The sequence below is a fragment of the Vreelandella sp. GE22 genome (genome assembly GCF_968212445.1).
This window is the reverse complement of the sequence record NZ_OZ309110.1, coordinates 2,175,633-2,189,300: the sequence shown is the minus strand read 5'-3', so window position 1 is coordinate 2,189,300 and position 13,668 is coordinate 2,175,633. Positions and strand designations below refer to the sequence as shown.

The window sequence follows — 13,668 nt, the reverse complement described above, 5'->3', positions numbered from 1 at the left end:
GTTTTGCGGGCGTTGCGCTTTAATGAACTCCTTTGTCATCGCTCGAGGAGGCCGTATGCGCGTTGTACCGGTGATTATCGCGTTAGCCGTCGTCACGGCCGGGCTGCTGGCAACGCTTGCCTCTAGCGACGCCTTCGAGCCGCGCCTGGTACGCCTGGAGGCTCAGCGGGCGCTACCTTCGCTCCAGGCTTCGTTGGATGAAGAGAGCGCTACGGTCAACGCGGTCTTTCTTCACTACGCCGATGATCCCGCCCTTTGGATGAACGCCCACCTGGCGCTGGCGCGCTACGGGGACATCGCCCGCGAGACACTGTCGACCTACGCTTTTCTTCCCGCCTTTCAGGAAGTGCTCGCACGTTACGGGCCGGATGCCATGCTGCCTATCGCCTACTACCGCGAACACGATATCGCCACGCTCAAAGCCCGGCACTGGCTGGGGGAGCGCTACCAGGCGGCCAGCCGCTGGTGGAACGACGCCGACGACGAGCAGAGCGAGGCGCCCGAGTGGGGGCCGGACACCCGCGGACAGATGGGCATCGCGCTGCTGCTCGATGAAGGTCACGCGCTGTTGAATCAGTTCGTGCAAGACGCACAAGGCGACATTCACTGGCTGCAGGGCGAGCGAGTGGTGACGGGTGTGGGCGATTTCTTCACCAGCGGCGTACGCAACCTGGAGAACCAGTGGCGCCGGGACGAGGCGATCGGTGCGGCGGACGTAGGTTGGGCCGGGGTCGATCTTCTGTTGATGGCGAGTACGGTGAAGGTGCTGCGTGCCGGTCGCGCTGCCCGTGGGGCCCGGGTCGCCGGAGTAGAAGCCCGGGGCGCCCAGACCGGCGTACGCTCTGCCGCTCTCGGTGGTACCGCGCGCTTCGCCACGCTCCCCCGGGTGGCCAAAATCGCCGCGCTCACCACCACCGCCTACGTAGTAATTCGCCACCCCTCGCTAATCAGCGCGCTGGGGGCGAATGTGGCCCAGTGGCTTGGGTTACCGGCCTGGCTTGGCCAGTTTTTGCTCTGGTTGATCGTGTTGCTGCCGGTGTTGATTTTGACGCGGTTCATTTGGCGCTGGGTTGTGACGCCGCTTTTGTGGCTGTTGCTGCCGCTCGCGCGGGTCGGGGTGAACGCCTTGGCCAAAACGCGCCCGTCCAAGGACGCTCGCGAGCCCGCCACGCGAGACAGGCCCCGTGGCGGGGCTAAAGAGTTTTAATAGCGCAAAATGTCCAGGATGTGGCGCGTGTTGGTGATCTCTTCGGTAGGGTCGTTTTCAAGCACCAGAAACTGCGCCCGGGCGCCTTCTTCGATACGCCCGAGATCCTCGATCTCCAGCATGTCGGCACCGGCGGAGATGGCGGCGATTAACACGTCGAGCGGCTCCATCCCGGCCTCGACCATCAGCTCGAGTTCGCGGTGCTCGGCGATGCCGGGAACGCGCAGGGCGGTGGCACCCGAATCGGTGCCCATCACGATGCGGATACCGCCGTGCTCATATAGGCGCGCCAGGTTGGCCATGTTGGTGGCCACGGCGTCCCGCGCCTCTTGGGTGTCGCTATCGTCGAGCGTCTGCTCGCGCCACTGCTCGTCCTCGATTCGTTCGCGCAGTTCGTCGCTGATCCCTTGGGCGAAGAAGTCATCTTCCAGCCATTCCGGGTGCTCGGCGTAAATATACGCGGCTTCGTCGATGTTGAGGGTGGGGATGTACCACACGCGCTGCTGGGCCATGCGCTCGACCAGCGCGTCGTCGATTTCTGCGTCGCGAATGCCGTGGGCGAGAATGTCGATATCGGCCTCGAGTGCGGCTTCGGCGTCCTTGGCGTCGTGGATGTGCGCGGCGATCTTGAGCCCCTGCGCATGGGCCTCTTCTGCGGCGGCGGTGTAGACCTCCGGAGCCATTTTTGGAGCACTGCCGCCCATATCATCAATCCACACCTTGATCACATCGACCCCGCCCTCGGCCATTTCCCGCACAGCCTCCCGGGCCTGCTCGGCGGTGCTCGGGCGCAGTACCTGGCCGTCGACCACGCTCATCTCCTCTGCCGGCGGGGCGCCATCGGGCACGCCAATGCCTGGGCCTGCGCCGTACAGATCCGCGCCTTCGTGATCCCGCCCGCGCAGCTCACTACGCAGCTCGTAAAAAAGCGGCGGGCTCATGCCCAGGGCGTTGACCGCGGCAATACCGAAATCCGCGAACTGGTTAAGGTCACGTTCGACCGTCTCGCGAGCGTAGTGCTCTCCACCGTGCTCCATGCCCTGAACGGTACCTGCGTGGCTATGCCCGGCGATCAGCTCGGGCATGATGAAATGCGCGGCGTGGTCGACCCGGGTGGCGCCTTCGGGGCTTGCGATCTCGGATTGCGGGCCGATGGCCACCACGAGGCCATCTTCCACCAAAATACGGACGTTCTCGATGATCTGCTGGCCGTCGAACACCTTGCCGGCGTCGATCACGACCTCCTGAGCCAGGGCGGGAAGGGTGGCCAGCGAGCAGGCCAGACCCGCGATCAGGGGCAAACGGAAAGCGTTCATACTCATCTCCCGGGCTAATCGATTCGTGTAAATGAGTCAGTGTCCGTTTCAGTTTAGACAGCCTGACTCATTCGGCGAGGTACGAGTTTCGAGCATTTCGCATACTCACCTGGAGCAATGCCGACAGTGTATTGGGTAGACTCAAAGCGGCGTCTTGCTCGCCTCGCCGGGAATTTCGCGCACCAGCCGGGGCATCAAAAAGCCGGGCAGGTGATGGCGTAGTGCATCGACCAGCTCACGCGCTTCGTGATCCGGTACGTCGAAGTGCGCCGCGCCCTGTACCGGGTCCAGTACGTGCAGGTAGTAGGGCAGGATACCGGCCTCGAACAGCCGTTCGGAAAGCGTGGCGAGGGCTTCGACGCTGTCGTTCACGCCGCGCAGCAGTACGCTCTGATTCAAAAGCGTTACCCCGGCCTGTTTGAGGCGCCCACAGGCATCGATGACGGCCTGGTCGATTTCGTTGGCGTGGTTGATGTGCAGCACCACGACCTTTTGCAGCCGCGTTTGACCTAGCCAGTCGAGCAGTGCGTCATCCACGCGGTCGGGGATCACCACGGGTAGACGGGTGTGGATGCGCAGGCGCTTGAGGTGCGGTATGGCGTCGAGCTCGGCCGCAAGCCAGGCAAGCTGGCGGTCGCTTGCCGCCAGCGGGTCACCGCCGGATAAAATCGCCTCCTGGATGCTCGTATCACGACGTAAATAGTCGAGCGTGTCCTGCCACTGCGCGCGGGAGGGCGCGTTGTCGCTGTAGGGGAAGTGGCGGCGAAAGCAGTAGCGACAGTTCACCGCGCAGGTCGGGCTTGCGATCAAGAGCACGCGCCCGGCGTACTTGTGAATCAGCCCCTTGACGGGGCGGTGCTCGGCCTCCTTGAGCGGGTCGAACACGAACCCCTGGGGCGTGAGCGCTTCGTCACCCAGCGGCAATACCTGCTTGAGCAGCGGATCATCTAGCGTATGCGGGGCGATGCGCGACAGATACGCCTCGGGCACGCGCACTTCAAACAGCGCATGGCCGGCGCGGGCGCCGCCGAGCAGTGCAGGGTCCAGGCCAAGGCGTGTCAACAACGTTTGGGGGTCGCGAATAGCCCCGGAAAGCTGACGCTGCCAGCTCGGCGGGGCGCTTACCGGCGCGTCGCCTTCGTTAACGGCGGCAATCATCATGTTCTCCTGCAAAAAAGCCCTCCTTCGGGTTATCATGCGCGCACTCGATAAAAGCGCTATTCATAAAGGCGCTTCATCACAGCGTTTATCACCTGCTTTATTCAGCAACTGATTAGTGAGAGGCATTATGGCGAACTATTCTACCAACGAATTCAAGGGCGGTTTGAAAGTAATGCTCGACGGCGACCCGTGTTCGATCGTCGATAACGAGCTGGTCAAGCCGGGCAAGGGGCAGGCCTTCAACCGCGTGAAGCTGCGTAACCTGATGACCGGTCGTGTCTGGGAGCGTACGTTCAAGTCCGGCGAGTCGTTGGAAGGCGCCGATGTCATGGAACTCGAGATGGAGTATCTCTATACCGACGGTGACATGTGGCACTTCATGAAAACCGACGGCTCCTTCGAACAGTACGCGGTCGAGAAGAAAGCCCTGGGCGACACCGCCAAGTGGCTAAAAGAGCAGGTAGCTTATACCGTTACCTTGTGGAACGACAAAGCCATTGCTGTCTCGGCCCCGAATTTCATCGAGCTGGAAGTGGTAGAAACCGACCCGGGTCTCAAGGGCGACACCGCCCAGGGTGGCTCCAAGCCGGCAACGCTTTCATCCGGTGCGGTGGTACGCGTGCCGCTGTTCATCAACCAGGGGGAAGTGTTAAAAGTAGATACCCGCTCTGGTGAGTACGTCTCCCGCGCGTGATTCCCGGGCAGCCGCTTGGCTGTCGCGTCCCGAATGGTTCAAGCCACGCTCACGCGTGGCTTTTTAGATCGAGGAAGGCAATGTCGCCCACCTGGCGCCCCAATGCCGATATGGCAACCCTGATCGAGCGTGCCCGCCTGCTGGCCCGGGTGCGCGCTTTTTTTGCCGCCCGCCAGGTGCTGGAAGTAGAAACGCCGGTGCTGGGCCAGGGCGGCAGTACCGATGTGCATCTGGCATCCCTTGCCACCAAAGCGCGTACCGACAAGGGGCAGCGAACGCTTTGGCTGCAAACCTCACCGGAATTTCACATGAAGCGGCTGCTGGCCGCGGGCAGCGGGCCGATTTTTCAGCTGGCAAAGAGCTTTCGCGACAACGAGGTGGGTCGACGCCACAACATCGAGTTCACCATGCTCGAGTGGTATCGCCCTGGGTTTTCCCTCGACGCGCTGATCGACGAAACCGCGGAACTCGTGGACAAGGTCATGCCTGGGGCGGGCCAAAAGGTCGTGCGCTACCGCTACCGGGAGCTCTTCCACGCCCATCTCACCGTGGACCCGTTCACGACCTCCCTCGAGGTGCTCAAACGCCTGGCCGGGCAGCGCGCCCACATGCCGCTGGAAAGCCTTGCTCGCGAAAGCCGCGAGACCTGTCTCGATCTATTGATGAGTACGGTCATCGAGCCCGCGCTTGGCAAAGGGGAGCTCAGCCTGGTGGTGGACTACCCGGCAAGCCAGGCCGCGCTTGCCAAGCGCCACCAGGACGATGACGGCCAGTGGCTGGCCTCGCGCTTCGAGCTTTATCTTGACGGCATCGAGCTTGCCAACGGCTACGACGAGCTGACCGATGCCAGCGAGCAGCGCGCACGCTTCGAGGCGGATAACGCCGAACGCGCGCGGCTGAACCTGCCCCAGGTGGCGATCGACGAGCGTTTGCTGGCGGCGCTGGAGCACGGCATGCCGGAAGGCGCCGGGGTGGCGCTGGGGGTCGACCGGTTGATTCAGCTGGCGCTTGGCAAGTCGCGCCTTGAAGACGTGCTGGCCTTCGCTACACCCAACTGCTGATGCCTTGTCAGGCCTTGATACGCTTGAGCAAAAACACCAGCGGCACCGTGGCAATGTAGATAAGCCCAAGCCAGGTGAAAATGTCGTTGAAGGCGAGCACTTGGGCCTGCTGGGCCACCCGCTGGGCGATGAGCCCGACGGCGGCCTGGTGGGCGTCGGCCACCGAGCCACTCAGCATCGCCTCGTATTTAGCGATCTCCGCCACCACCACCTCGCGGCCGGTGTCGATCGCCGGAATCAGCTGGTTCCAGTGAAAATCCTCGCGAATATCGCGCACCGTATCGAGCAGCGCCAGGCCCATGGCGCCGCCCAGGTTGCGCATCACGTTGAAAAGCCCGCTGGCATTACCCACCTCGCTGGGCGCAAGCGTGCCCAGGGCGATACGCGAGGCCGGGATGATGCACATGATCAGCCCCATGCCCCGCACGATCTGAGGGACGCAGAACTGCCAGAAGCCGGACTCCACGGTGAGGTTGGCGTTCATCATCGTGCCCACGCCCACCAGCAAGAACCCCATAAACAGCATGACTCTCAGGTCGAGATGGTTGGTCGCCTTGCCCACCAGCGGGGCGCAAAAGAACATGGTTAGCCCCGTGACGAACATCACCTGGCCGATCTGCAGGCTCGAGTAGCCGCGCACATAGCCGAAAAACAGCGGCATGATGTAGACCAGCCCGTAAAGCGCGATGCCGATGATGAACCCCATGCCCGCGCCGATGGCGAAGTTGCGGTTGGCGAAGGCGCGCAGGTCGACGATCGGGTGGGCGCTTTTCAGCGTGCGAACGAAAAACCCGACCCCGGTGGCCAGACACAGCAGGCTGAAAAGGGTGATTTCCTGGCTTGCGAACCAGTCTTCGCCCGGGCCTTCTTCCAGCACGAACTCGAGAGAGCCCAGAAATAGCGCCATGAGCGTCAGGCCGATGATGTCCAGCCGGCGCGCTAGCGCGTGGTTGGGTTTATCGATATCCAGAAAGCTCCACGCCGCCCAGCACACCAAAATGCCGGGAATCACGTTGGCCAGAAACAGCCAGTGCCAGCTTTGGGTTTCGGTGATATAGCCGCCCACCGTAGGGCCGATCGACGGCGCCATGGTGACCACCATGCCAATCACCGCCTGCACACTGCCCATCACTCGCCGGGGGAAGATCGAGAAGCTGATCGCCTGGGTAACGGGAATCATCGCCCCGCCCATGAAGCCCTGAAGGGCGCGCAGCACGATTAACTGCTCGATGGAATTGGCCATGGCGCAGCCCAGACTCGCCAGGGTAAAGCCCGCGCAGGAGAGGGTGAAAACGACCCGGGTGGAGAGAATGCGCATCAGCATACCCGAGAGTGGAATCATCACGATCTCGGCCACCAGATAGGCGGTCTGCACCCAGGAGATTTGGTCCTGGCTTGCCGAAAGCCCGGATTGGATCTCGTTGAGCGAGCTGGCCACGATCTGGATATCCAGAATGGCCATGAACATGCCGAACACCGCCGCGATAAAACCGATTCGCTGCGGCCAGGGCGGCATGTCGCTTACACCCGTGGCCGCGCTGGTGGCCTGGCTCATAGTGGCGCGGGATCCGCGTTAGCGATGGTGGCGGGTCTTTCGTGATCGGCGGTCTCTTCACGGGTGTCGATCTCGGGAGCGGCGGAAAGCCCTGCGCGCAAAAGTCCCAGCGACTCGGTGGGGCCGGTGACGCGAATTCTGACGGGCACCCGCTGGACGATCTTGTTGAAGTTGCCGGTGGCGTTGTCCTGGGGCAGCAGGCTGAACTCGGTGCCGGTGGCAGGGGAGAGGCTTTCGACCACGCCGCTGAAGGTCGTGTTGGGATAAGCGTCGAGATGAACGGCAACCGGCTGCCCCAGGCGAATGCGCTCGAGCTGGGTCTCCTTGTAGTTGGCGGTGATGTAGGCCGAGTCGAGGGGCACGAGCTGCATTAGCGTCAGCGACGGCTGCGCGAGTGTACCGGCCTCGACGCGTAAATTACCAATGACGCCGTCCCGCGGCGCGGTCACCCGCGTTTTATCCAGCTGGTGCTGGGCGTAGGCTAAATCCGCCGCCGCGGCTTGCTGGTTGGCCTCGGCGCGGGTTACGTCGCTTTCGGTCACCGCCAGCTGGCGCTGTGCGGACACCACGGCGGCGCGCTGAGTGGCTAGGTGGGCCTCGGCTACGCGCAGCGCGCTTTGGTCATCTTCGCTTTGCTGGCGCGAGCCGTAGTTGTTGGCGGCAAGTGATTGCGAGCGCTGCACGTGCTGGCGGGTGCGGTCGACATCGGCCTGGGCCGCGTCGACCTGGCTGGTGGCCTGGTCGATGCCCGCCTGCTGAAGCGCCACTTGGCGCTGGGCCTGAGTGAAGGAGGCCGCCGCGACCGCTTGCTGCGCCCGAGCTTGTTCGAGCTGGTCGCGGTAGCTGGCGTCGTCGAGCTGAATGAGCAGGTCGCCGCGTTTGACGGCCTGGTTCTCATCCACGGCGACATCGATCACCCGCGCCGCAAGCTCAGCGCGGACGGCGACGCTATCGGTGCGCACATAGGCATTGTCCGTGGATTCGATGAACCGGCCCACCTGCCACCAGCCCAACGCCCACCAGGCGAGTAGCGCCAACAGGATAACGGCGATTACCGCCAAAAGTAGCTTACGGCCCGTCTTTTTGGCCGGTGCCGGCTCATCGAGGGCGTTGACTGAAGGTTCAAGAGGCGCGTTTTGCTGTTCACCGCTGGCCATGGGGATTCCTCGCCGGGTCGCATCCGGCATTGAGCTGGTCACAAAATCTGCCTATAGTGTAATGAAGGTTACACTACATAGCTATCCCGGCGTTGACGAAAGGTACGAAACGCCGATGAGCCCTGGAGGGGCAATGGTTCAAAAATCCACAGCGCAGAGCAGCACGGCTGAAACGCCGCTTACTTCCCGGGGCGTGGCGCGCCGGGAGCGGCTTTTGGATGCCGCCCGGGACGTTTTTTTGGAGCAGGGCTATGCCGGGGCCAGCGTCAACGACGTAGTGGCCCGCGCCGGCGGCTCATTGGCCACGCTTTATAAGCAGTTCGGCAATAAAGAGGGGCTCTTTACCGCGGCGATGGAGCGCCATATCGAAACCGCCTGGGCGGTGCTGGAAGAGGGGCGCCGGGACCGTCAGGCGCCGGGGCAGGTGCTGTTCGAGCTGGGCCGGCGCATGCTGATGCTGGTGTTTGACCCGGGGGTTATTCGTCTGGTGCGGGGCCTGGCCTTCGAGGCCGAGCGCGCCCCGGAGCTTGGCGAGCTTTTCTTGACCCGCGGCCCGGACCAGACCCGCCAGGCACTCGCCCGCTACCTGAGCGACCAGGTGGCCAGCGAAACCCTCGAGCTTGAAAACCCCCGGGAGGCGGCGGGGATCTTCATGGGCATGTTGATGGGGGAGTGGCACGTGGATGCGCTGCTGGGCCGAGACCTGGCGCTGGACGAGGCCCAGTGCAGCGCCCGTGCAAGGCGCTGCGTCACGATCTTTTTGGCCGGCGTTACGCGGGCCCCGGCGTCGTGACGGGCGAAGGTTCATAGCGGCCAAGCGGCTGGCCCATCTGCACCTTGGTTTCCGGCGGGTAGTCGCCGAAGGCGACCGGGTTTTCAAAGCACATCACCACCGTCGAGCCCAGCTTAAAAAGACCCATTTCTTCCCCGCGCGCAAGCGTGACGGGGCGCTCGAAGCGGGTGCGCTGAGGGGTGCCCGCCAGCGGCGTAACCTGGCCGGACCACACGGTTTCGATGGCGGCGACCACCATGGCGCCAACCAGCACCATGGCAAACGCGCCCTCGGGGCTATCGAAAATGCACACTAGCCGCTCGTTGCGGGCGAACAGGTTCGGCACGTAGCGGGCGGTGGCCTGGTTGACCGAAAAGATACGCCCCGGCACGTAGATCATTTCGCGCAGCGTGCCGGTAGCGGGCATGTGCACCCGGTGGTAGTCACTCGGTGAGAGATACACCGTGGCGAAGCTGCCGCCAGCGAATTCGGCGGCCAGCGCCGCGTGGCCCCCCAGCAGCGTCTGCGCCGAGTAGCGGTGGCCCTTGGCTTGAATCAGTTGGCCTTCTTCGATCACACCGTGGCGCGAAAGCGCGCCGTCCGCCGGGCTCAAAAGGCCCTCGCCCAGCGGCCGGGCATCCGCCTTCAGCGCGCGGGTGAAAAACGCGTTGAAGTGTTTGTACGCGGTGGGGTCGGGCTCCAGCGCCTCGCGCATATCCACGCCAAAGCGCTTGATGAACGCCTTGATCAGCATGTTTTTGAGCCACGGCACGTCGCTTTGCGCAAACCAGCCGGTCAAACGCGAAATGCCGTGATGGGGCAGCGGGTACTGAATCAGTGAAAAAGCTTTTTGAGATAGCGACACGTTGGTTACTTTTGGTCAAGAGAAGCCCGCAGGGGCGTTATTTTTCGATCGGCGTATCGTCGCGATTGCCCCACTCACCCCAGGAGCCCGCGTAGCCGCGAATGTTGAAACCAAGCGCTTTGCCCACAAGCCAGGTAAAGCTACTGCGATGGTGGCTTTGGCAGTGGGTGGCGACTTCCATATCCGGCGTTAGGCCCATGGCCTGGAGCTCGGTGACAAGCTCCGCGTAGTCGCGAATGCGAAGCGCTCGCTGATAGTCCATGGCATTGACCCAGTCCATGTTCACCGCGCCCGGAATGTGGCCCAGGTGCTTGTTGTTACCTTTTTCGCCGGCATACTCCGCCGGCGAGCGGGCATCCCACACGGCAAACCCGCGGTCGTCGAGCTTCTCCTTGATCTCATCCGCCGTAATCAGCGCCTGGGGGTTGAGCACCTCGGCGTGGTAGTCGCTAGTGGTCGGCAGGGTCTGTTCGGTGTTTTCGGCAAGGCCCGCGTCGCGCCAGGCGTGAATGCCGCCGTTCAAGTAGGAGTAGCGGGTGTGGCCAAGATAATCCAGCGTCCATAAAAGCCTGGCCGCCCAGCCGCCGCCTTCGTCATCATAGGCTACGACGTGGGTGTTGCGGGTAAGCCCCAGGGCGCTTAAAAGCTTCGACAGAAAGTCGATGTCCGGCACGTCGTTGGGCACCGGGCCCTCGCCGCGTAACAGGTAGCGAAAATCCAGATACACCGCGCCGGGCACATGGCCCTGGCGGTAGCTGTCCGGGTTGGCCGGTACGTCGACGATCAAAAGCTCGGGGTGGCCCAGCTGGGCCTCGAGATCGGCGGGCTCGATGATCAGCGGTAACAGGTTGGCTTCGCTGGACGGTTGATCAACACTCATGAACTGCTCCTTTCAATCAGGCGTTTAGGCGTTTTTTTAAACGCTCAAACTATCGAGTATTCGCCGGTAGCTGGCAAAACGCTCGGAATGAATCTTGCCTTCCTCGACCGCGCCAAGTAAAGCGCAGCCCGGCTCCTGGCGATGGCGGCAATCGCGAAAGCGGCAGTAGCCGATGAACGGACGGAACTCGATAAAGCCATCGGTCACCTCCTGCTCGGTCAGGTGCACCAGGCCAAACTCGCGAATGCCCGGGGAGTCGATCAGCTCGCCGTTTGCGACCTCGTCCCGGTCCATGGCGTAAAGCCTTGCGGTGGTGGTGGTGTGAGTGCCTTTGCGCGAATCCTCGGAGAGCGCCCCGATACGAAGCGACTCATCCGGCAGCAGCAGGTCGATCAAGGAGGATTTGCCCACGCCGCTCTGGCCCACGAACACCGAGGTGCGCCCCTCGAGCTGCTCACGAAGCGCTTCAAGGCCCGCTTCATTATCCGTGGTGGTGCGCACCACCGGGTAACCCAGGCGTTGGTAACGCTCTAGTAGCGCGCCCAGCTCGCCGCCATCGTCAGGCAGTAGATCGATCTTGTTGAGCACCAGCACCGGGGCGATGCCCGTGGCCTCAGCGGCGACCAGATAGCGGTCGATCAGGTTGGGGTGCGGCGCGGGCTCGACCGCAAACACGATCAGAATCTGGTCGATGTTGGCGGCCACGGGTTTGAGCTGGCCGCGGGCGTCCGGGCGCTTCAAAACGCTATCGCGCTCCTCCCGCGCCACGACCACGCCGGAGCCCTCCTGGCCTGCCCGCCATATCACCCGGTCGCCGGTCACCAGGCCGTCCATATTGGCGCGCAGGTGGCAGCGCACCGGGGCGTTGTCGCTGTCGCGCACTTCCAGGGTGCGGCCAAAGTGCGCCATTACCCGCCCGGGCTGCTCCGCGCCGTATTCGCCGGCGGCCAGCTTCTGAGTATCCTGAACTTCGCGCTTTTCGGCGCGCTCGGTACGCTCGGCCTGGATCTTCTCGACGCGCCAGCGCTGCTGGCGGCTTAATTTACGTTTGCTCATGACCACCTGATGCTCGGTACAATAGTCGTAGTGTACCTGTTAACGTTGCCCGGGTAACACAATCTTAAGTCACGCTATCTTGAGCCACCTTGCCCCGGCCCATTTGGAGAAATGCATGAGCGACACCACCGCCCCGAGAAGCGATCTGCTGGTTTGGATCGACCTGGAAATGACCGGTCTGGACCCGGAGAAAGAGCGCATCATCGAAGTCGCAACGCTGGTGACCGATGCGGACTTGAACGTCGTCGCGGAAGGCCCGGTGATCGCGGTCAGCCAGCCCGAAAGCCTGCTGGCGCAGATGGATGCCTGGAATCAGAAAACCCATGGCGAGTCCGGACTTGTGAACCGGGTTAAAAATAGCCCGGTCGATACCGCCAAGGCCGAGCGCGAAACCCTGGATTTTCTGAGCCGCTATGTCGAACCCGGCACCTCGCCCATGTGCGGCAACAGCATCCACCAGGACCGGCGCTTTTTGGAGCGCGAAATGCCAGAACTGTGGGCGTTCTTCCACTACCGCAACCTGGATGTCTCGACGGTGAAGGAACTCGCCAAGCGCTGGAATCCGAAAGCCCTCGAGGGCTTTGGTAAGCAAAACGTGCACCTGGCGATGGACGATATCAAGGAGTCGATCGCCGAGCTTGCCCACTACCGTAAAACCTTCCTGCGCGGGCAAGACGACCCGGCTTAAACGGCGGTGGCGATACGCGCGCCGTGCTTACGGCGCTGTTCGTCGAGTGCCCAGGCCACGTGTTCGCGCACGAGCGCACTGGGGTAGGCGCGGCGCGCGTTGAGCGCGGCTTCTACCTCAGGGCTGTAGGGGGCATTACCCAGGCCCACGGCCAGGTTTCGCAGCCAGCGCTCGTAACCGATACGCCGGATCGCGCTACCCGCGGTCTTTTGCAGAAACTCCTCTTCGCCCCAGGCGAAAAGGCTCAAAAGCGAGGCGCGGTCCAGATCGTGGCGCGGCGCGAAGTCTTCCTCGGCGCTTGCCCGGGTAAAGCGCGTGAACGGGCATACCAGTTGGCAGTCGTCGCAGCCGTAGATGCGATTGCCCATCGCCCGGCGGTATTCGACGGGGATCGCGCCGTGCAGTTCGATGGTGAGATACGAGATGCACTTGTTGGAATCGATGATCTTGTCATCGACGATAGCGCCGGTCGGGCAGGCGGTTTGGCAGGCGTTGCAGCGCCCGCAGTGCTCGGACTCGAACGGCGCATCGACGGGTAAGGGTAAATCGGTATAGAGCTCGCCAAGAAAGAACAGCGACCCGGCCTTGGGGTTCAATATCATGGCGTTTTTGCCGAACCAACCAAGGCCTGCCTTTTGCGCCAGCGCCCGCTCCATCACCGGGGCGGAGTCCACGAACGCGCGGTAGCCGAAGGCGCCCACTTCCTGCTCGATCTTTTTGGCAAGGCTTGCCAGGCGCTTACGAATCAGCTTGTGGTAATCCCGCCCCAGGGCGTAGCGCGAGATATAGCCCAGGTGGCGCTTACTTAGCACTTTGGTGGTTTCGACTTCCGGGGGGAGGTAGTCCATGCGCGCGCTGATCACCCGCCGCGTGCCGGGCTCGAGCTCGGCCGGGCGGGTGCGCTTGGTGCCGTGTTTGGCCATGTAGCTCATTTCGCCCTGGTAGCCCTTGGCAAGCCACGCGTCGAGGTGCGCTTCGTGCTCGCCAAGCTCGGTATCGGTAATGCCGATCTGTTGAAAGCCGAGCTCACGCCCCCAGGTTTTGATCAACGCCGCCAGGCGTTCGAGCTCGTCATCAGAAAGTGAAAAAGCGGTGGAAGTCGCCATGGTTCGTCAACGTTGGTGCATAGGCGCGCTATGCTAACCCATTAGGCGGTATCACTACACGCACCCGGCGCTTACGAAGCGTCCTGGCATTTACTACCCAAGACCAAGGAGTTTTTGTGTCGACGCAACGCCCAACGCATCACCCGGCGC

Annotated in this window: 13 protein-coding genes; 5 read left to right on the top strand and 8 right to left on the bottom strand. The window is 62.9% G+C overall.

All coding sequences use genetic code 11. The annotated features are described in order from the left end of the window. The first annotated feature begins 55 nt into the window (after window positions 1–55). Window positions 56–1,207, top strand: coding sequence for a hypothetical protein (locus tag ACWHRL_RS10475; RefSeq protein WP_447893588.1), 1,152 nt, complete (start codon window positions 56–58; stop codon window positions 1,205–1,207). Here the strand turns inward: ACWHRL_RS10475 and ACWHRL_RS10470 are convergent. Both ACWHRL_RS10470 and epmB read right to left on the bottom strand, forming a co-directional pair. Further along, window positions 1,204–2,523, bottom strand: coding sequence for an amidohydrolase family protein (locus tag ACWHRL_RS10470; RefSeq protein WP_447893587.1), 1,320 nt, complete (start codon window positions 2,521–2,523; stop codon window positions 1,204–1,206). The genes ACWHRL_RS10475 and ACWHRL_RS10470 overlap by 4 nt on opposite strands. 141 nt (window positions 2,524–2,664) lie before the next feature. Continuing rightward, window positions 2,665–3,696, bottom strand: coding sequence for an EF-P beta-lysylation protein EpmB (gene epmB / locus ACWHRL_RS10465; protein ID WP_447893586.1), 1,032 nt, complete (start codon window positions 3,694–3,696; stop codon window positions 2,665–2,667). Between the two features lie 115 nt (window positions 3,697–3,811). Between epmB and efp the strand changes: the two genes are divergently transcribed. Next, window positions 3,812–4,378, top strand: coding sequence for an elongation factor P (gene efp / locus ACWHRL_RS10460; protein ID WP_263584362.1), 567 nt, complete (start codon window positions 3,812–3,814; stop codon window positions 4,376–4,378). A gap of 80 nt (window positions 4,379–4,458) precedes the next feature. Further along, window positions 4,459–5,439 carry an EF-P lysine aminoacylase EpmA gene (gene epmA, locus ACWHRL_RS10455; protein ID WP_447893585.1) on the top strand — a complete coding sequence of 327 codons (981 nt, stop codon included), beginning with the start codon at window positions 4,459–4,461 and terminating at the stop codon, window positions 5,437–5,439. A gap of 7 nt (window positions 5,440–5,446) precedes the next feature. Here the strand turns inward: epmA and ACWHRL_RS10450 are convergent, their stop codons facing one another. Continuing rightward, on the bottom strand, window positions 5,447–6,994 hold the full coding sequence (locus tag ACWHRL_RS10450; protein ID WP_447529095.1) for a DHA2 family efflux MFS transporter permease subunit: 1,548 nt from the start codon (window positions 6,992–6,994) through the stop codon (window positions 5,447–5,449). Continuing rightward, window positions 6,991–8,151, bottom strand: a complete 1,161-nt coding sequence (locus ACWHRL_RS10445) for an HlyD family secretion protein (RefSeq protein ID WP_447893584.1) — start codon at window positions 8,149–8,151, stop codon at window positions 6,991–6,993. Before ACWHRL_RS10445 ends, ACWHRL_RS10450 begins: the two co-directional genes overlap by 4 nt. Window positions 8,152–8,284: 133 nt before the next feature. Between ACWHRL_RS10445 and ACWHRL_RS10440 the strand changes: the two genes are divergently transcribed. After that, window positions 8,285–8,944 carry a TetR/AcrR family transcriptional regulator gene (locus tag ACWHRL_RS10440; RefSeq protein WP_447893583.1) on the top strand — a complete coding sequence of 220 codons (660 nt, stop codon included), beginning with the start codon at window positions 8,285–8,287 and terminating at the stop codon, window positions 8,942–8,944. On the opposite strand, the gene asd is transcribed toward ACWHRL_RS10440, so the two are convergent. From asd to rsgA, 3 genes are read right to left on the bottom strand one after another with little or no spacing between them, the layout of a single operon-like run. Further along, complete coding sequence (asd, locus tag ACWHRL_RS10435; protein ID WP_447893582.1) at window positions 8,922–9,788, bottom strand: archaetidylserine decarboxylase; 867 nt, start codon at window positions 9,786–9,788, stop codon at window positions 8,922–8,924. The two genes, ACWHRL_RS10440 and asd, sit on opposite strands and share 23 nt — an antisense overlap. A 37-nt stretch (window positions 9,789–9,825) precedes the next feature. Then, window positions 9,826–10,668 (bottom strand): sulfurtransferase, encoded by an 843-nt coding sequence (locus tag ACWHRL_RS10430; protein ID WP_447893581.1) that lies wholly within the window; start codon window positions 10,666–10,668, stop codon window positions 9,826–9,828. 36 nt (window positions 10,669–10,704) lie between these two features. After that, window positions 10,705–11,724 (bottom strand): small ribosomal subunit biogenesis GTPase RsgA, encoded by a 1,020-nt coding sequence (gene rsgA, locus ACWHRL_RS10425; protein ID WP_447529090.1) that lies wholly within the window; start codon window positions 11,722–11,724, stop codon window positions 10,705–10,707. A 115-nt stretch (window positions 11,725–11,839) separates the two neighbouring features. Here rsgA and orn point away from each other — a divergent pair, with 115 nt between their 5' ends. Next, window positions 11,840–12,412 carry an oligoribonuclease gene (gene orn, locus ACWHRL_RS10420; RefSeq protein ID WP_447529089.1) on the top strand — a complete coding sequence of 191 codons (573 nt, stop codon included), beginning with the start codon at window positions 11,840–11,842 and terminating at the stop codon, window positions 12,410–12,412. Here orn and queG read toward each other — a convergent pair. Further along, a complete protein-coding gene (gene queG / locus ACWHRL_RS10415) occupies window positions 12,409–13,518 on the bottom strand; it encodes a tRNA epoxyqueuosine(34) reductase QueG (RefSeq protein WP_447893580.1) in 1,110 nt (369 codons plus the stop codon). The genes orn and queG overlap by 4 nt on opposite strands. Window positions 13,519–13,668 lie beyond the last annotated feature (150 nt).